15 protein-coding genes are annotated in these 18,634 nt (G+C 33.8%); 4 read left to right on the forward strand and 11 right to left on the reverse strand.

Annotation, left to right across the window (positions count from 1 at the left end):
* The 5 genes from CXF54_RS00980 to uvrC form a co-directional block, all read right to left on the reverse strand.
* Window positions 1-783: a DUF3108 domain-containing protein gene (locus CXF54_RS00980; RefSeq protein WP_090836689.1), complete on the reverse strand. Its 783-nt coding sequence runs from the start codon at window positions 781-783 to the stop codon at window positions 1-3.
* A 144-nt stretch (window positions 784-927) separates the two neighbouring features.
* Window positions 928-2,091 carry a 4-hydroxyphenylpyruvate dioxygenase gene (gene hppD, locus CXF54_RS00985; RefSeq protein WP_101202080.1) on the reverse strand — a complete coding sequence of 388 codons (1,164 nt, stop codon included), beginning with the start codon at window positions 2,089-2,091 and terminating at the stop codon, window positions 928-930.
* 138 nt (window positions 2,092-2,229) lie between these two features.
* Entirely contained in the window at window positions 2,230-3,390 is a 1,161-nt protein-coding gene (locus CXF54_RS00990; protein ID WP_090836693.1) for a homogentisate 1,2-dioxygenase, read from the reverse strand.
* Window positions 3,391-3,727: 337 nt separating this feature from the next.
* The gene (locus CXF54_RS00995) at window positions 3,728-5,962 is read right to left on the reverse strand and encodes a patatin-like phospholipase family protein (protein WP_101202081.1); all 2,235 of its coding nucleotides are present in this window, start codon (window positions 5,960-5,962) and stop codon (window positions 3,728-3,730) included.
* Window positions 5,959-7,752 carry an excinuclease ABC subunit UvrC gene (uvrC, locus tag CXF54_RS01000; RefSeq protein WP_101202082.1) on the reverse strand — a complete coding sequence of 598 codons (1,794 nt, stop codon included), beginning with the start codon at window positions 7,750-7,752 and terminating at the stop codon, window positions 5,959-5,961. Before uvrC ends, CXF54_RS00995 begins: the two co-directional genes overlap by 4 nt.
* A 148-nt stretch (window positions 7,753-7,900) precedes the next feature.
* Here uvrC and CXF54_RS01005 point away from each other — a divergent pair, with 148 nt between their 5' ends.
* Genes CXF54_RS01005 through CXF54_RS01020 form a run of 4 tightly spaced genes read left to right on the forward strand, consistent with a single transcriptional unit; the run spans window position 7,901 to window position 10,745 of the window.
* Window positions 7,901-8,323 carry an ATP-dependent zinc protease gene (locus tag CXF54_RS01005; RefSeq protein WP_090836699.1) on the forward strand — a complete coding sequence of 141 codons (423 nt, stop codon included), beginning with the start codon at window positions 7,901-7,903 and terminating at the stop codon, window positions 8,321-8,323.
* A 1-nt stretch (window position 8,324) separates the two neighbouring features.
* Entirely contained in the window at window positions 8,325-9,203 is an 879-nt protein-coding gene (gene rimK / locus CXF54_RS01010) for a 30S ribosomal protein S6--L-glutamate ligase (RefSeq protein WP_090836701.1), read from the forward strand.
* 3 nt (window positions 9,204-9,206) lie between these two features.
* Window positions 9,207-10,175, forward strand: a complete 969-nt coding sequence (locus tag CXF54_RS01015; protein WP_090836703.1) for a succinylglutamate desuccinylase/aspartoacylase family protein — start codon at window positions 9,207-9,209, stop codon at window positions 10,173-10,175.
* A 6-nt stretch (window positions 10,176-10,181) separates the two neighbouring features.
* A complete protein-coding gene (locus tag CXF54_RS01020; protein ID WP_090836705.1) occupies window positions 10,182-10,745 on the forward strand; it encodes a 5-formyltetrahydrofolate cyclo-ligase in 564 nt (187 codons plus the stop codon).
* Here the strand turns inward: CXF54_RS01020 and CXF54_RS01025 are convergent.
* The 6 genes from CXF54_RS01025 to CXF54_RS01050 all read right to left on the reverse strand — a co-directional run bounded on the left by CXF54_RS01025 (window position 10,742) and on the right by CXF54_RS01050 (window position 18,604).
* Window positions 10,742-11,368, reverse strand: a complete 627-nt coding sequence (locus CXF54_RS01025; RefSeq protein ID WP_101202083.1) for a lipoprotein signal peptidase — start codon at window positions 11,366-11,368, stop codon at window positions 10,742-10,744. The genes CXF54_RS01020 and CXF54_RS01025 overlap by 4 nt on opposite strands.
* Before the next feature lie 60 nt (window positions 11,369-11,428).
* On the reverse strand, window positions 11,429-12,052 hold the full coding sequence (locus CXF54_RS01030) for a hypothetical protein (protein WP_090836709.1): 624 nt from the start codon (window positions 12,050-12,052) through the stop codon (window positions 11,429-11,431).
* Window positions 12,053-12,163: 111 nt separating this feature from the next.
* On the reverse strand, window positions 12,164-12,547 hold the full coding sequence (locus CXF54_RS01035; RefSeq protein ID WP_090836711.1) for a TraR/DksA family transcriptional regulator: 384 nt from the start codon (window positions 12,545-12,547) through the stop codon (window positions 12,164-12,166).
* Window positions 12,548-12,551: 4 nt separating this feature from the next.
* The gene (gene ileS / locus CXF54_RS01040; RefSeq protein WP_101202085.1) at window positions 12,552-15,959 is read right to left on the reverse strand and encodes an isoleucine--tRNA ligase; all 3,408 of its coding nucleotides are present in this window, start codon (window positions 15,957-15,959) and stop codon (window positions 12,552-12,554) included.
* A gap of 134 nt (window positions 15,960-16,093) precedes the next feature.
* On the reverse strand, window positions 16,094-17,455 hold the full coding sequence (radA, locus tag CXF54_RS01045; RefSeq protein ID WP_101202086.1) for a DNA repair protein RadA: 1,362 nt from the start codon (window positions 17,453-17,455) through the stop codon (window positions 16,094-16,096).
* A gap of 3 nt (window positions 17,456-17,458) precedes the next feature.
* Window positions 17,459-18,604 carry an alpha/beta hydrolase gene (locus CXF54_RS01050; RefSeq protein ID WP_101202087.1) on the reverse strand — a complete coding sequence of 382 codons (1,146 nt, stop codon included), beginning with the start codon at window positions 18,602-18,604 and terminating at the stop codon, window positions 17,459-17,461.
* Window positions 18,605-18,634: the final 30 nt, after the last annotated feature.

An 18,634-nucleotide genomic window follows, 5' to 3' on the forward strand; every position in this document is an offset into this window, starting at 1 on the left:
TTAGTCTGCAATAATTTTAAAACTATGTTTCAACCCTTTAAAAGCTTCTAAATCTGCCCTTAAAGACCCCACTGCTAAATCTGCCTTGATACGTAAAGGTATTTTATTTTTATCATTAGACACCCAAAGCGTTAAACTTTCTTCTTCCTTAAAAACACGACCAGCCATTACATATGGTCTAAACATTAACGTCTCTACAGTCCCAAAGCTTGTATCTAAATTTTCTTTACCAAGGTATTTTAATTTAAAACCATAGTTTTCTTCGTCAAAAAACATGTCTAACTTTATCTCATCCCCTTCCTTAAGATTCTTAGTATCTAATTTATTTCTAAGAAAATAAAAAGTAGACACCATGTCTTGCACATTAGGCTTGGTGTTTATTGTCTTTTTAGTATCGTGCTTTTTGTTATAAACTAATGCTTTTTTATTTGGTTGATCAAACTCTATTTCGATGTTTTTTTTATGTCCACCTTCATCTATATTTCTAATAAATTTGTACGGTAAAATTGTTGATTTATCAAAGTAGCTTTCATAACGATCTTCTACTTTAAAAAACCATTTAATCATACCTGTTGTCCATCCTTTTCCAACAACGTGAAATACGGGCTTACCGTTTAGTGTTGTTTCTTTTACTTGAAGCGTGGCGTTACCTGCTTTCATCCAACCACTATAACTCATTTTAAATTTAAACCACTCGCCATCCTTAAAAGCAGGCTCTTGTTGCACTGCATAGGATAAACCGGCAGTAAATATGGCTATTAGTAGAAGTATATGTTTTTTCATAACTGGTATTATTACAAGACTTAATTGTTTAAGCTATAGGTTATTTATAACTTAGTTTACAATTACTATTCCAAAAATATAAAACAAAAAAATGCCATCAGTGTATTTGATGGCATTTTTTTGTTATTAAATTATAAAGTTTAATTAAAGTGTCCCTCTTTTAGCTTGTTCTCTCTCAATAGATTCAAACAATGCTTTAAAGTTTCCTGCACCAAAACCTTGCGCCCCCATACGTTGTATGATTTCGAAAAACAAGGTTGGTCTATCTTCTACTGGCTTTGTAAAGATTTGAAGTAAATACCCTTCCTCATCTGCATCAATCATAATTGATAACTTTTGAAGCTCGTTAATATCTTCCTTCATCATTTCCATGTGCACACCTAAGCGGTTTGGAATATCATCATAATATGCTTGTGGTGGTGGTGGTAAAAACTCGATACCTCTAGCTTTAAGCTGAGATACTGTTTTTATAATATCATCCGTTGCTACTGCAATATGTTGTACTCCTGAACCTTCATAGAAATCCAAATACTCTTCAATTTGTGATCTTTTAGCTGCTTTTGCTGGCTCGTTAATCGGGAATTTGATACGCCCATTACCGTTACTCATTACTTTAGACATTAAAGCCGAGTATTCTGTGTGGATTTGCTTGTCATCAAATGACAAGAAATTAACAAACCCCATAACGTCTTCATACCATTTTACCCAAGTATTCATTTCTCCCCAACCTACATTACCAACCATATGGTCGATATATTTTAACCCTACTGGCTCTGGGTTATAGTCACTTTTCCACTCTACAAATCCTGGTAAAAATTGTCCGTTATAGTTTTTACGCTCTACAAACATATGTACAGTTTCTCCGTACGTATAAATTCCGGCTCTTACTACTTCACCAAATTCGTCTTTTTCAACGACTGGCTCCATGTATGATTTTGCACCACGTTTTGTAGTTTCTTCGTAAGCTTTTTTAGCATCTTCAACCCATAACGCCACAATTTTTACACCATCACCATGTTTTACAATGTGATCGTTAATTGGCGACTTACTATTTAATGGTGTTGTTAATACTAAACGAATCTTGTCTTGCTTTAACACATAACTTACCGAATCTTTTGATCCTGTTTCTAATCCTTTGTATGCATGAGATTGAAATCCGAATGCTGTTTTATAAAAATGCGCTGCTTGTTTTGCGTTACCCACGTAAAACTCTACATAATCTGTTCCTAAAAGCGGCAAAAAATCTTGTGCACCTTCAAATATTTTTTCTAAACCGTAGTCTACTGATTTTACTTCTTTTTTACTCATAATACTTTATATAGAAGAAAGAATAAAGCGACAAAAACAAAGACTTTAGAATCTGTTAAATAACTCCGTGTCAATTTTTTAAATTCTTGAATCTCTATTTCAATCTTAATTAATTATTGTTTTGAAATCTATTTAATACTAATGTTCTAGCCACGATTTATAGTAGTCTTCGTCAGCTATTTTAAGTGCCTCCTCAGTTACCATTAATGGTTTAAACGTATCTACCATTACTGCTAGCTCATCCGTTCTCACTTTCCCGATGCTACGCTCTGTTGCTCCTGGGTGCGGACCATGTGGTATTCCTGCGGGATGCAAGGATATGTGCCCTGCATCTATATCGTTTCTAGACATAAAATCTCCGTCTACGTAATACAAGACCTCATCACTATCTATATTACTATGATTGTAAGGTGCTGGAATACTATCTGGATGATAATCGTATAATCTTGGTACAAAACTACAAACTACAAAAGCATCTGTTTCAAAAGTTTGATGTACTGGTGGCGGTTGGTGGATACGTCCAGTTATAGGCTCGAAATCATGGATTGAGAACGCATATGGATAGTTGTAACCGTCATAACCTACAACATCAAAAGGATGTGTTGCATAAACCATTTCGAAAATATCGTCTTGCTTCTTAACTTTCATTAAAAAGTCTCCTTTTTCATTATGTGTTTCTAACTCTTGTGGCTGTCTTAAATCACGCTCGCAAAATGGAGAATGTTCTAATAATTGTCCAAAATAGTTACGGTAACGTTTTGGTGTATAAATTGGTCTTTTAGACTCGACAATAAACAAACGATTGTCTTCTGTATCAAAATCCATTTTATAAATAACGCCTCTAGGTACTAATAAATAGTCTCCATATTTAAAGTCTAAATTACCTAAGTGTGTGCGCAGTTTCCCTGTTCCTTTATGGATAAAGATAAGCTCATCTGCGTCTGTGTTTTTATAAAAATAATCTGTTGTTGATTGTTTTGGCGCTGCTAAAATGATACTACAATCGCTATTTATAAGCACCGTTTTACGAGACTCTAAATAATCGTTTTCTGGCTTGACTTGAAACCCTCTTAAACGGTAAGATTGTATGTGGTTTTTTTTAGCAATTTTAGGTGCAACACTGTATTGTTTTCTGATTTCCTTTACCTGTGTTGGTCTATGCTCGTGATAGGAATTTGTTGACATACCGTCAAAACCTATGGTACCAAATAACTGTTCTGCGTACAATGTGCCGTCCGCTTTTCTGAACTGGGTGTGTCTTTTTGGTGGTATTTTTCCTAGTTTATGATAAAATGGCATTTTTTTAGTTTTTAAATTGAAAAAAAATAACGTCTAAGAACTGTGTGACGTCTTATTAAATGCTTAACAAGGAAGGAAGATCACTCTGGATTACGCTTAATCAAGAATTTTAAATGTGATAATAAATCGCTCCAAGCTGTCTTCATAGTCTAACAAATATCGTAAATATTTTTGAGTATAGAAAGTGTTTTTTATCTCTAGGCAGAAGCTGATGCGTAATACCCCGCGTTAAGGGTAGTAATGGCATCCTTTTTTTGCTGCCACATATGGCAAAAAAAGATATAATGGATAACCTGGTTGTATTTAAGCCCTAAAGGATTAAATACAAAACGCCCCATTAAAACCAATACCCCAAGTTGAAAAACCAGTAGCTATCTCTAGTTTCTGGAGAGTAACTATATCTTGCTTCTATAGGACCCAAAAACGAATCAAAAGAGTAGCCTAAGGCGTAACCTGAATATTCTGGCAACGATAACCAGTCCGTGGTATCAAACAGCCTATCTGATACATTGGCATAGTTTGCGGTAACCATTAGGTGGTTTTTTGGAACAAATTGATAGTCTAGGTTTATGCTTGCTTTGATATAAGAATCTGCTGCTATGGATAAAAAATCATACCCGTAAAACGGTTTAAAATTATTGATAAAATTATTACCGTAACCTCCAAGTACAAAATCAAGAAACTGATTGGCTTTTGGATTTATTTTAAACCCTCCGTCTGTTACTAAATTAAAAGATAAGTTATCTGTTGCCTTGAAGGCATAACCTAGCTCTGCTTTAAATATAGAAAATGGAGAAAAATCTGTTGAAAAATCTGATGAATACATATAGTAGTTGGCTTCTCCTAAAAAGGAAAGACCTTCTGTTGGGTAATACTTACTGTCATAGGTATCAAATTTTAACTGCCCAAAGAGACTAACGTAATTACTGTTTTCAAAAACTGTTTCGTCTTGGTTATCTGTGGACAAAATAGTTTCAGTTGTTACTTTTAGTTTTTTATGCTCCACACCAAGTGACAAGGCTAAATCGTTTCTGAATAATGTTTGCAAGTAAAACTGATTAGTAAAATCTGTTAGCTCTGTATCCAATTTATTGATTCCTACATCTAAGACTTCTGACTGTGATAAAAAAGCATTAGCCACTACGCCTTGATCAAACTCGTTATACCTAGATTTTAAACCAATACTCCAATACATCCCTTTATCTATAAAATAATCAAAATTATATCTAACATGGTCCCCGATAATTAAATCTAGAGACACCACATCGTTTTTTAATAGAAATTGGTTTTTAGTAATATTAGCTAAAATGGCACTTTTATACAGGTCGTCATAGTGTAACCCTAGTTTTAAAAACGTTGTTTTTTTAGTTTCGCTTACTGTAGTTATTAATCTGTAAAAGTCATCTTCATCTTTTTTAAGCTCGTAAAAAAAGCTGTCAAAGTTATTAGTTGCTACGACATTATTAGCACCTTCTGCCAGCTCTGTGTATGCTATTTTAGTATAGGGTCTCATTTTTAATTTACCCAAAATGTAAGATCTTGTGTATTTATTTATACCGTTAGTTTCGATATAATTAATTTTTAAACTATCTGAATAGACCGTATTTAGTCTTTCTATTGGCTTTTTAGTCTGCTTTTCTTTTAAGTTTTTTAAAACGTCTATGTGCGCTCGAGCAGCTATTTCTCCGTTTTTTATAATTTGGTTACCGTCGTCAAAAGAAACAACATTGAATTTTGAAATATCTGGTTTTAAATAAATATCAGTCTGTGTAGACTTGATTTTCATGTCATTTATAGTCCTGAAATTATTTATTTGAAATAATATTTGTGGCGCTGATGACAGATCTGTACGATTAGCTAAACCATCCTGAACGTCCACACCAATAATTATATCCATCCCTTTTGCCTTAAGCTCGCTAATTGGATAGTTATTTACTACGCCTCCATCAATCAAAAGCTGACCATCTATCTCAACAGGTTGAAACAGCGATGGAAAAGCACCACTAGCTCTAACCGATTGTGGCAAATTACCTTTGTCTAAAACAACTTGCTGACCGGTTTCTACATTTGTTGCTATACAAAAAAATGGGATTGGTAGTTTTGAAAAATCGTCCTGATAACTAACGTGTAACATTAATTTAGTTAATAAATTAAATGTGTTTTGTCCTCTAGATAATGCTGACGGTAGTTTAACTTTTAAGTGATCAAAAGGCAATGTTACTGCATAGCGCTCTGAAATCTCCCTTTCGTAAGTTGATTGCGCTGACCTTGGAATATTATCGGCTATTAAATTATCAAAATCTACACCTTTAAAAATAGAATCTAACTGTTTACCTGAGTAACCAGAAGCATATAAGGACCCAATAATTGCCCCCATACTGGTCCCTGCTACATAATCTACTCTAATACCTAAACTATCTATAACTTTTAAAACACCAATATGTGCAAACCCTTTTGCACCACCACCACTTAACACCAAACCAACTTTAGGCTCCTGCTCTTGGGTTTCTTGCGCTTTAAGACTGCTGCTTAATGCAAATATTAATAGTATAACAATGCTTATTTGCTTCATTCCTTATGGTAATAATTATATATTTTTGCTGCTCTTGAAGCTCCTACAACATCTTCTAACTCATCCAATTTAGCGTTAGAAATACGTTTTGCAGATTTAAACTTTTTTAGTAATTCTACAATCGTTTTTTCTCCAATGCCTGGAATAGTTTCCATTTCTGTATTTAACGCTTGTTTACTTCTTTTATTTCGATGATGCTCAATTCCAAAACGGTGCGCCTCATTACGTAATTGCTGAATTATTTTTAGGGTTTCCGATTTTTTATCTAAATATAATGGAATTGGATCATCAGGATAAAATAATTCTTCCAAACGTTTTGCAATACCTATAATTGCTATTTTATTACGTAACCCTAAAAGATCTAAACTTTTTAATGCAGAAGACAATTGCCCTTTACCTCCATCAATAATTATTAATTGTGGCAATGGTTGCTCTTCTTCAAGCAAGCGTTTATAACGTCTAAACACCACTTCTTCCATGGATGCAAAATCATCAGGACCAACAACCGTTTTGATATTAAAATGACGATAATCCTTTTTGCTTGGTTTTCCGTTTTTAAACACAACACAGGCTGCAACAGGATTAGTACCTTGGATGTTTGAGTTATCAAAACACTCGATATGTCTTGGCTCTTGCCCCAAACGTAAATCTTGTTTCATCTGCGCCATAATACGATTGGCGTGACGATCAGGATCTGTGATTTTAACTTGTTTAAAACGCTCCATCCTATAATACTTTGCGTTTCTAATGGATAAATCTAAAATATGCTTTTTATCTCCTAGTTGTGGTACCGTTACTTTTAATTGCTCTCCAATATTTACCTTAAAAGGTACATATATTTCTTTTGAATTGGAGTTAAAACGTGCTCTAATTTCAATTATAGCTAATTCTAGAAGCTCTTTATCGCTTTCGTCTAACTTCTTTTTAATTTCTAAAGTATGTGACCTAATTATAGATCCATAGGATAATTGTAAAAAATTAATATAACTATGTCCAGCATCACTAACAATAGAAAATACATCCACATTACTAATCTTTGGATTAACAATTGTTGACTTAGCTTGGTAGTTTTCTAAAACTTCAATTTTTTCTTTAATACGTTGCGCAGCTTCAAACTCCATATCTTCCGCAAACTGATTCATTTGCGATTTAAAATTGCCTAAAGAGTCTTTAAAATTCCCTTTTAAAATCTCTCTGATTGCTGCTATGTTTTCGTGATAATTAGCTTCCGTCTCTCGACCTTCGCAAGCGCCTTTGCAGTTTCCTAGATGATACTCTAAACACACTTTATACCTACCTTCACTAACCTTATCCTGTGCCAAGTTATAATTACAAGTACGTAATTTATACAATCCATTAATTAGACCTAGTAACGTTTTTACGGTTTTCATGCTAGTGTAAGGCCCAAAATAATCGCTACCATCTTTTATAACACGACGGGTAGGAAACACCCTTGGAAAACGCTCCTTCTTAATACAAATCCATGGATACGTTTTATCGTCTTTTAATAAAACATTATAGCGTGGCTTATGTTTTTTTATTAGATTGTTTTCTAATAACAATGCGTCTGTTTCTGTCTCTACAACAATATGTTTGATATTAGCAATACGCTTTACTAAAACTCTAGTTTTACCATTTTCATGAGTTTTTGTAAAATACGAACTGACTCTTTTTTTTAGATTCTTGGCTTTACCAACGTATATTATGGTGCCTTCAGCATCAAAATACTGATAGACTCCGGGAGAATCCGGTAAGGTTTTAAGCTGAATATCTAAAGCTGTATTACTCATTCTGACGTTAAAAATGGAAGATATTTGATTGTTAACCAAAGGTAATTATTTAAAAACAACTTAACGTTTATAGGTCAAATTTTAACCTAAAAATAAAAATTATATGTTTACTTATTTATTACCTTGCACCTCTTTTTAAACACTAAAAATGACAAAAAAAACCATTGGTAGAACCGATAAAATCAACTTCCCAAAGTTAGATTTATTTGAAGTGGACTGTAAAATAGATACAGGAGCCTACACCTCTGCAATACATTGCTCCAAAGTAGTTGTTAAAGACGACGGGTTACACTGTACTTTTTACAGCAAAGGACACCCCAACTTTAATAGCAAGACTAAAGTCTTTGAAGAGTACACCTTTACAGACGTAAAAAGCAGCAATGGTTTTGTAGAAAACCGCTACAAGATAAAAACAGAAGTCGTTTTTTTTGGTAAAACATATAAGATTAACTTAACTTTAAGCACAAGAGACGATATGAGATTTCCCGTTTTAATTGGTAGACAATTTTTAAAACGTAAATTTTTAGTAGACGTCGATATCCTAGACCAATCCTTTAATTATAACAAGTAACATGAACATTGTAATCTTATCTAGAAACGCTAATTTATACTCAACAGATCGTTTGGTTGAAGAAGGTGAAAAAAGAGGTCATAAAATAGAGATCATAGATCCTCTAAAATGTGACATCATTATTGAAACTGAAAAACCAACCATCTTTTATAAAGATCGTTATTTAGATTATGTAGACGCTATTATACCGCGTATTGGTGCTTCTGTAACATTTTACGGTTGTGCAGTGGTAAGACAATTTGAAATGATGAATGTTTTTACAACAGCTTCTTCTGAAGCCATTTTAAGGTCTAGAGATAAGCTAAAAAGTTTACAACGTTTAAGCAAAGCTGGTATTGGAATGCCAAAAACAGTATTTACTAACTACTCTAGAGATGTTGAGGAAGTTATTGAGCATGTTGGTGGTGTACCGGTAATTATTAAATTACTAGAAGGTACTCAAGGGTTAGGTGTCGTTTTAGCCGAAAGTAAAAATGCTGCAGAATCGGTTTTAGAAGCCTTTAATGGTTTAGAAGCTAGAGTTATTGTACAAGAATTTATAAAAGAAGCTAAAGGTGCGGATTTACGTGCTTTAGTTGTAGATGGTCAAGTAGTTGGCGCTATGAAACGTCAAGGAAAAGAAGGCGAATTTAGATCTAACTTACACCGTGGAGGAAGTGCTAACATTATAACTTTAAGTGATGCAGAAACGCAAGTTGCAATGAAAGCATCTCAAGCCTTAAAACTACCAGTTTGTGGTGTAGATATGTTACAATCTGAAAGAGGTCCATTACTTTTAGAAGTAAACTCTAGCCCAGGATTAGAAGGTATTGAAAATGCAACAGGTAAAAATATCGCAAAAAATATCATCAATTATATTGAGAAAAACACAAATAAATAAACGATGTACACAAACGACGTTTTAGAAATTTTAGGAGAAACTATCAAACCTGGCCAAAGTGCAGAAGTTAGTTTTAATGTTGCAAAATTGCACACTAGAACTCCTGTAGATGTACCTATTATAATAGAACGTTCTAAAAAACCAGGTCCGACAATTTTGTTTACTGCGGGAATCCACGGTGACGAAATTAATGGCGTGGAGATTGTACGTCAACTAATATCCAAAGGCATTAATAAACCCAAAATAGGAACGACTATTTGTATTCCTGTCCTTAATATTTTTGGGTTTATAAACATGGAACGCGCCTTTCCTGATGGTCGCGATTTAAACCGTGTATTTCCAGGTATGAAAAACGGCTCTTTAGCTAGTCGTGTAGCCTATGAGCTAATACAAGAAGTGGTGCCACATGCCGATTTTATTGTAGATTTTCACACCGGAGGAGCCTTTAGATTTAATGCCCCACAGATACGTATAGAACGAGGAAGCGAAGATGATGATGTCATGGCCGAAATCTTTGGCGCGCCATTTATCTTATATTCTCAAAACTTAAACAAATCGTTTAGAAACGCTTGTAATAAATTAGGGAAACCTATCCTATTATATGAAGGAGGAAAATCTTTTGACCTAGACAATACCGTCACAAACACTGGTGTTAATGGTGCAAAACGCATCATGAATCATTTTGGAATGTTACGTAGACAGTTTAAAGTATCAGAACCTAAAAAAGAATGCGTTAAAATAACAGAAAGCTCTTGGCTTAGAGCTAAACATTCTGGTATGTTTAAAGCAACTGTTAAACTTGGTGTTGAAGTCAAAGTTGGTGATGATATAGGAAACATAACCGATCCTTACGGAAAATTCAACCATTTTGTCAAATCTAAACATGCTGGTTATATAATAAACATTAACCAATCCCCGATTGTATATCAAGGAGATGCGCTGTTTCATATTTCGACGGAAGTCTTAAAATAGTTTAAGATGAAAAAAGCTGACTTAAGACTAAAATATAAAGCTTTACGCGCTTTGCTTTCCCATACTGAAATTGATGATCACAGTCTTGCAATTGCTAATCAGTTATTAAAGTTAACTATTTGGGACTATAACTTTTATCATTTATTTTTAACTATTGAAACACAGCAGGAAATTAACACAGATTACATTTTAAACATTCTGTCTGGTAAGGATAAAAACATTGTTATTTCTAAAAGTAATTTTAGCAACAACACCTTAAGTAATTTTTTATTAACCGATGCTACCACACTTAAATTAAGCACTTACAATATTCCAGAACCTATTGATGGTATTCCAATTGCTAACACTAGCATTGACGTGGTATTTGTACCGCTTTTAGCGTTTGACTTAAAAGGAAACCGTGTGGGTTATGGTAAAGGATTCTACGATAACTTTCTAGCAGACTGCAAACCAGAAACTATAAAAATAGGGTTGTCTTTTTTTGAAGCTGAAGCTGAAATTGAAGATGTTTATAAAGATGACATCAGCCTAGACTATTGCGTAACACCAAAGACTATTTACGAGTTTTAATTCTCTTCATTTTTAGGAAACGCTTTTCCATTAAAAAATATCAAAATACAGAAGCCAATACTAATAGCAACATCTGCTACATTAAAAACAGGCTCGAAAAACGTAAAATAGTCTCCTCCAATTCCAGGAATCCATTCTGGCAAATAACCTTTCCATAATGGCAAATACAACATGTCTACAACTTTACCATGCAAAACACTATCATACCCTTGTTGTGGCAAAAAACTAGCCACTTGAGAGACACTATCATCAAACAACACACCATAAAATACAGAGTCCAAAATATTACCTAAAGCACCTGAAAAAATAAAGACAAGTGCTAAAATTAGCGTTTTAGACTGTTGTTTTTTAATAGTATTTGTCAACCAATAGCCAATACCAATAATTGCAAAAATCCTAAAAACTGTTAAACATACTTTTGCTGTCCTATCTGAAATAGCCGGAATAATATCGCTTAGTTTAGTACCCCAAGCCATACCGCTATTTTCAATAAAATAAATTTTAAACCAACTAAAAAGAGCAACATCCTCTCCTAAAACAAAATGTGTTTTCACATATATTTTACTTATTTGATCAATAAGTAAAATAACAATTATTAGTAATGATGCTTTTTTAATATTCATATAAATTGGAATGCTTTTACTATGCTAAGCGCAAGTAGAATTTACAAAACAAAAATAGACTTATTTTTCTATTCTAGTCACGATAATATTTCCGTTAATGGAGTGGCAACTTATTGCATACTTTCCATATTTAAATTGGAGTATCTCTACCGTACCTGTTTTACTAAACGCCTCGACTTTTGCTAGATTAGTTTGCACAGCAATATTCCCATCGATAGTATTAATAACCGCATCACCTAGAAACTCCTTTAATTGACAACTACCCTGATTAGACTCGATAAAAACCGCGGTATAAATCCCTACAATAGTTACGGAAGCAATATCACTTTTAACATCCAAAGACATGTGTTCCGGGACCAAGAGCTCATACTCCACAGATAATACTTTATGCGCGCTTAATTTATCGTTATCACTTACAAATAGAGGCTGAAAGGCTGATGATATAAATAATGTTTCAGCTGAAACACTATCCAAAACAACTAAATTCTGAGCGTATTCGCCATCTATTTTAACCTTCAAGGTAATTGTATCTGACGGACCATTTTTTACATTAATTTTAAAAACACCACTACCTGCTATAGTCACCGTTTTTATAGCGTCAGCACGCCACATTTTTTCTTTGCTTATTTGCGCGTAAAAAGAACTGGTAATCAATAAAAACAAAAAGGTTATTCTAATTTTCAATGGTGCTATTTAGTGTAAATGTAAAACGCTTCAATAGTAATTGAAGCGTTTTAACTTATTATATTTTAGATCTAATAAACATTAGACACTATTTTTTAATTGCTCAAAAAATTATGACTGCATATTCTTTGCTTCGATACTTAACGTTGCGTGAGGCACTAACTCTAATCTTTTAGGATTAATTAGTTTACCCGTTACGCGACACACACCATAGGTTTTGTTTTCGATTCTAATCAAAGCATTTTTAAGATCACGGATAAATTTTTCCTGTCTTATTGCTAAAGCAGAATTAGACTCTTTACTCATAGTCTCACTTCCTTCGTCAAACGCTTTAAATGTAGGCGACGTATCATCAGTACCATTATTATGATCATTCATGTAGGCACTTTTGATCAATTCTAAGTCATGCTTAGCACTTTTTATTTTTTCGTGTATTAGCACTTTAAAATTTGCTAAATCTTTGTCTGAGTATCTTACGTTTATATCTGATGCCATAATTTTAGTTTTTTTGAATAAATAGTTTGGTATTTACATCATCAAAAGCAATTTCTATACCACTATTTAATTGATTAATAATTTTTAGATCGTCTGTTAAGGTTTCAGCCTTAATATACTCTAAATTAGCTTGTACTGCTTTCACAATATTTTCATCTTCTTGAAGCTGAACAGAAATTCTATCTGTAACTTCAAAACCTGAATCTTTACGCAAATTTTGAATACGGTTTACCAACTCTCTAGCAATTCCTTCTTCTTTTAATTCTGGCGATATGGTTACATCTAAAGCAACGGTTATACTACCTTCGTTTGCAACTAGCCAACCTTCAATGTCTTGAGACGTAATTTCTACATCACCACGTTGTAATGTAATACTTTTTCCATTACACTCGACATCAATCTCTCCTTTTTGTTCAACAACTTTAATGTCCTCTGCAGTCATCTTAACAATCACACCTGCAATTGCTTTCATGTCTTTTCCAAAACGTGGTCCTAACGCTTTAAAATTGGGTTTAATTTGTTTTACTAATATATCTGACGCATCTTCTAAAAGCTCGATATCCTTAATGTTTACCTCATGCTTTATTAAATCTGCAACTGCTAGAATTTCTTCTTTTTGTTGTTCAGAATCTATCGGAATCATTATTTTTTGCAACGGTTGACGCACTTTTATTTTTTCTTTAGCTCTTAATGATAATACTAAAGACGAAATAGTTTGCGCATTTTCCATTTTGCGCTCCAACGACTTATCAACAAATCTAGCGTCAAATTTTGGAAACTCAGACAAATGTACACTCTCAAACGTTTCTGATTGTGTTGTTTTTGTTAAGTCTATGTAAAGCTTGTCCATAAAAAACGGAGCAATTGGCGCACCTAATTTTGCTATGGTTAACAAGCATGTATATAATGTTTGGTATGCCGAAATTTTATCTGTTTGATAATCTCCTTTCCAGAAACGTCTTCTACTTAAACGTACAAACCAGTTACTTACATAATCTTGTGTAAAGTCAGAAATAGCTCTTGCTGCTTTTGTCGGCTCATACTCGGCATAATACTGATCTACTTTCTGAATTAAGGTATGTAATTCTGATAATATCCAACGGTCTAACTCAGGTCTATCGTCTAATGGGATTTCCGCTTCAGCGTAACTAAATTTATCTAAATTAGTATATAAACTAAAGAAAGAATACGTGTTATAAAGTGTTCCGAAAAATTTACGTTTTACTTCTTCAATACCATCTAAATCAAATTTTAAGTTGTCCCATGGATTTGCATTAGCAATCATGTACCAACGTGTTGCATCTGCTCCGTAAGTATCTAAAGTTTCAAATGGATCTGTTGCATTACCTAAACGCTTAGACATTTTCTGTCCGTTTTTATCTAACACTAATCCGTTTGACACTACGTTTTTATAGGCAACCGAGTCAAATACCATTGTTGCAATAGCATGCAACGTATAAAACCAACCTCTAGTTTGATCCACTCCTTCCGCTATAAAATCTGCAGGAAAGGCTTCGTTATTATCTATTTTTTCTTTATTCTCAAATGGGTAGTGCCATTGCGCATAAGGCATTGATCCAGAATCAAACCACACATCTATTAAGTCACTTTCGCGTTGCATTGGCTGCCCACTTGGAGACACTAACACGATACCATCTACAATATTTTTATGTAAATCTAGCTTAGCATAGTTTTCTTCGGAATTGTTTCCGACTTCAAAATCTTCGAATATATCCTTAGCTAAAACGCCAGCTGAAACTGCTTTTTGCATTTCGGCTTTAAGCTCTTCAACAGATCCAATACAGATTTCTTCCTTACCATCTTCCGTTCTCCAGATTGGTAATGGAATACCCCAATAACGCGATCTAGATAAATTCCAATCGTTTGCGTTAGCTAACCAATTACCAAAACGCCCAGTACCTGTTGATTTAGGTTTCCAGTTAATGGTATTATTATTAGCTACCATTTTTTCTTTAACATCAGTAACTTTAATAAACCAAGAATCTAATGGGTAGTATAAGATTGGCTTATCTGTACGCCAGCAATGTGGGTAACTGTGCTTATATTTTTCTACCTTAAAGGCTTTATTTTCTTCTTTTAATTTAATTGCTAACTCAACGTCTATTGATCGTTCTGGAGCTTCGCCATCATTATAATATTCATTCTTAACATACTTACCACCAAACTCACCCATTTCTGGTCTAAAACGCCCTTGTAGATCTACAAGAGGCACTAAGTTTCCATTATCGTCTTTTACCAATAATGGTGGTATTTCTGGCGTAGCTTGTTTTGCCACTAAGGCATCATCTGCTCCAAATGTTGGTGCTGTATGCACGATACCTGTACCATCTTCAGTTGTTACAAAGTCTCCAGCAATAACTCTAAAAGCATCCTCCGGATTATCATTTGGTAACGCATATTGCAGTAATTGTTCGTATTTAATACCAACAAGGTCTTTTCCTTTAAATTCTTTTACAATAAAATATGGGATTACTTTATCACCACCATTATATTCTGAAAGATCTGCTTTAGCTTCTACTTGATTAAATAACTTTCCGGCAAATTGCTTACCAACTAAAGCCTTAGCCATTATTACATTAATTGGCTGAAAAGTATATTGATTATATGTTTGAACTAAAACATAATCTATTTTTGGCCCAACAGTTAACGCAGTATTACTTGGTAATGTCCAAGGTGTTGTAGTCCATGCTGTAAAATGGATATCGCCTTCGTTTTGCAAAAAGTCAGGCAATGTACTTTCAATAGCTTTAAATTGTGCAACGATAGTTGTATCTGTTACATCTTGATATGCACCAGGTTGGTTAACCTCGTGCGAGCTTAGTCCTGTTCCTGCTTTTGGAGAATACGGTTGAATTGTATACCCCTTGTACATTAGCTTTTTAGAGTAAATCTCTTTTAAAAGCCACCAAACAGTTTCCATGTATTTAGGCTCGTAAGTAATATATGGATCTTCCATATCTACCCAATACCCCATTTTTTGAGTCAGGTCATTCCAAACATCCGTGTAACGCATAACTGCTTTACGACAGGCTGCGTTATAATCTTCCACCGATATAGTTTTACCGATATCTTCTTTGGTAATACCAAGTTCTTTCTCTACACCTAATTCTATTGGTAAACCATGCGTATCCCAACCAGCTTTACGCTTAACTTGGTACCCTTTCATGGTTTTATATCTTGGAAAAATATCTTTTATAGCACGTGCTAAAACGTGGTGTACACCAGGTAAACCATTAGCTGAAGGTGGTCCTTCAAAAAACACGTACGGCTCTGCATTATCTCTAGTTGATACACTTTTTTCAAAGATATTATTGTCTTGCCAATACTTAAGAATTTCTTCTGCTACGTTTGGTAAGTTAAGTCCTTTATATTCAGGGAATCCTGCGCTCATTTTTTCTGATTTCTATGTCGAGTTGCGAAATTAAGGAATTCTGTTTAAAACTCTGATTTTTGAGCATAAAAAAAGCTTAAATCAAAAACATGAAAACTTAAAAAACTAAGAAATTAAGAATAAAGCGGAATAGACTATGTAATTACTAAATCTACTAAGTCTTCAATTTTTGAAATTAACTGTACTTTAATCACGGTATCTTTTAAAGAAATCTTATTGTATTTAGACACAAATATGGTAGAGAAACCAAGTTTTTCGGCTTCAAGGATACGCTGTTCTACACGTTGGACTGGACGGATCTCTCCTGACAAACCAACCTCTGCAGCAAAGCAATAATTAGATGGCAAGGCATCATCTTCATTTGAAGACAATATAGCAGCAACTACAGCTAAATCTATTGCCGGATCATCTACATTTATACCTCCAGTAATATTTAAAAACACATCTTTAGCTCCTAATCTAAAACCTGCGCGCTTTTCTAAAACAGCTAACAACATGTTTAAACGCTTAGCATTAAATCCTGTTGCACTACGTTGTGGCGTTCCATAAACCGCTGTACTTACCAATGCTTGCACTTCTATCATTAATGAGCGCATGCCTTCTAATGTTGCAGCAATAGCATTACCTGATAACTCTTCGTCTTTTTTAGAAATTAATATTTCGCTTGGATTAGAAACTTCTCTCAATCCTGAACCTTGCATTTCATAAATACCAAGCTCGTGCGTAGAACCAAAACGGTTTTTTTGAGCACGTAAAATTCTAAACACATGGTTACGATCGCCTTCAAACTGGAGTACCGTATCCACCATATGCTCTAATATCTTTGGACCAGCAATATTACCATCTTTGGTAATATGTCCAATTAAAATTACAGGCGTATTTGTCTCTTTTGCAAATTTAATTAGCTCTGTAGTACATTCTTTTACTTGGCTAATACTTCCGCTTGACGATTCTATATAATCTGAATGAAGTGTTTGAATAGAATCTATGATAACAATATCAGGCTCTAAAGCTTCAATTTGCTTAAAAATATTTTGTGTTTTAGTTTCAGTAAGAATGTAGCAACTTTCGTTATTAGGATTAATACGTTCTGCACGCATTTTTATTTGCTTCTGACTCTCTTCCCCTGAAACGTATAGCGTTTTATAAGGTAGTTTTAATGAAATTTGCAGTAGCAACGTACTTTTACCAATACCTGGCTCTCCTCCCAATAAAGTCAATGACCCTGGCACAATACCACCACCTAAAACACGATTAAATTCGGCATCTAGAGTATCTAATCTTGCCTCTTTGGAAGAGTCAATTTCTTTTATCCTTAACGGTTTTGATGTTCTTTTAGATGTATTACTTGGTGTTTTCCAATCGCTTTTTTCTGGTTTTTGAACCAACTCTTCCACAATTGTATTCCACTCTTTACAAGCGTTACATTGACCTTGCCATTTTGCATATTGCGTACCACAATTCTGGCAAAAAAAACTTGTTTTTACTTTTGCCATAGTTTAGTATCCAAAATCTGCCTTAATTTGTTCTGCTAATTCTAAAACGTGATCTTTAGTAATACCTGCAATTTCAGATAAAACATAAGCTGACTGATAGGTTTTCATTGCTTTTTTAGGCTCTCCTGTTTCTTCAAAAAAGCGTCCTAAATAATAATTACCAAGTAATGTTTCTGGGTATTCTTTACGCGCTAATTTTCCTAAATCCTCAAAGTATTCCCATTTTTCATTCTTTTTTATAGCTGCTTCAATAGCTTTAAAATCGTTGATTAAAATAGGTTTTTCAATGCCAAATAAATCATCAATCATTTGATATTTATCTGTCAGGTATTCCACTGGATTACCTTCTAATTTAAGAATAGTCTCTTTATATTCTTTCTTACTAATTGGTTGAAACACAAAAAAGATACTCTCCAAAGCTTTTGGTATCGCATGCGCTGGCAACGTATAATGAGATGGTCCTTCAAACGTATCAAACGTTTTTAAAACGTTACTGTTTTCTATACTTTCTAAACTTTTAGATAAAGCTTCTGTTGTTTCTTGAATTCCCTTAGTATCATTAGTTGTAGTCGCTAAATAATAAAAAGTTTTTTGTTCTAATTTAGGAAACACTTCCGTTAAATAACTAGCCATATCCGGTGCTAATTCTGGACTTAAGACAATATAAGACTGAAATAAAGGCACTCCTTTTAATAAGTAATAATTTATAAAATTGGCTGATTTTCCATGTCCAATAGCTACTTTAAAATTTTCTGTACGGAAGGTTTTATCTACAAAAGGAACCAGTTCCATACTAATAAACTCAAAAAACTCGGCACCTGACTCAACAGGTAATGAATTCTGCTCACTATAATAACAATCGTTTTCACGTAATCCGTATTGATTAATTCCAATTACAATAGCTTCCGGAATATCTTCCCAATAAGCGTAATAATCAACATTACCTGCAACAGGTTCAAACAAATAATCTGCATCAAAGACATAAATTACAGGATACTTTTTACTTGACGTATCGTAATTTCTAGGTAACTGGATTTTTATTTGCCTTGTTTCGCCTAGCTTTTCAGAATTAAGCTCTTTATAAATTGTTTGAGCAGTCACGTTTGACATTATAAATAGGCCAACAAATAGAAAAAGAATACGTTTCATGATAAGTATAATTTAAGTTTGGGTGTAAGT

Origin of the sequence: Olleya sp. 1-3 (genome assembly GCF_002836085.1) — a bacterium.
GTDB lineage: Bacteria > Bacteroidota > Bacteroidia > Flavobacteriales > Flavobacteriaceae > Olleya > Olleya namhaensis.

Coding starts and splice junctions, on each gene's coding strand:
- ileS (WP_101202085.1), bottom strand. CDS start 15,959: ATGAGCGCAGGATTCCCTGAATATAAAGGACTTAACTTACCAAACGTA.
- CXF54_RS01015 (WP_090836703.1), top strand. CDS start 9,207: ATGTACACAAACGACGTTTTAGAAATTTTAGGAGAAACTATCAAACCT.
- CXF54_RS00995 (WP_101202081.1), bottom strand. CDS start 5,962: ATGAAGCAAATAAGCATTGTTATACTATTAATATTTGCATTAAGCAGC.
- hppD (WP_101202080.1), bottom strand. CDS start 2,091: ATGAGTAAAAAAGAAGTAAAATCAGTAGACTACGGTTTAGAAAAAATA.
- CXF54_RS01035 (WP_090836711.1), bottom strand. CDS start 12,547: ATGGCATCAGATATAAACGTAAGATACTCAGACAAAGATTTAGCAAAT.
- CXF54_RS01025 (WP_101202083.1), bottom strand. CDS start 11,368: ATGAATATTAAAAAAGCATCATTACTAATAATTGTTATTTTACTTATT.
- radA (WP_101202086.1), bottom strand. CDS start 17,455: ATGGCAAAAGTAAAAACAAGTTTTTTTTGCCAGAATTGTGGTACGCAA.
- CXF54_RS00990 (WP_090836693.1), bottom strand. CDS start 3,390: ATGCCATTTTATCATAAACTAGGAAAAATACCACCAAAAAGACACACC.
- CXF54_RS01005 (WP_090836699.1), top strand. CDS start 7,901: ATGACAAAAAAAACCATTGGTAGAACCGATAAAATCAACTTCCCAAAG.
- CXF54_RS01020 (WP_090836705.1), top strand. CDS start 10,182: ATGAAAAAAGCTGACTTAAGACTAAAATATAAAGCTTTACGCGCTTTG.
- CXF54_RS00980 (WP_090836689.1), bottom strand. CDS start 783: ATGAAAAAACATATACTTCTACTAATAGCCATATTTACTGCCGGTTTA.
- rimK (WP_090836701.1), top strand. CDS start 8,325: ATGAACATTGTAATCTTATCTAGAAACGCTAATTTATACTCAACAGAT.
- CXF54_RS01050 (WP_101202087.1), bottom strand. CDS start 18,604: ATGAAACGTATTCTTTTTCTATTTGTTGGCCTATTTATAATGTCAAAC.
- uvrC (WP_101202082.1), bottom strand. CDS start 7,752: ATGAGTAATACAGCTTTAGATATTCAGCTTAAAACCTTACCGGATTCT.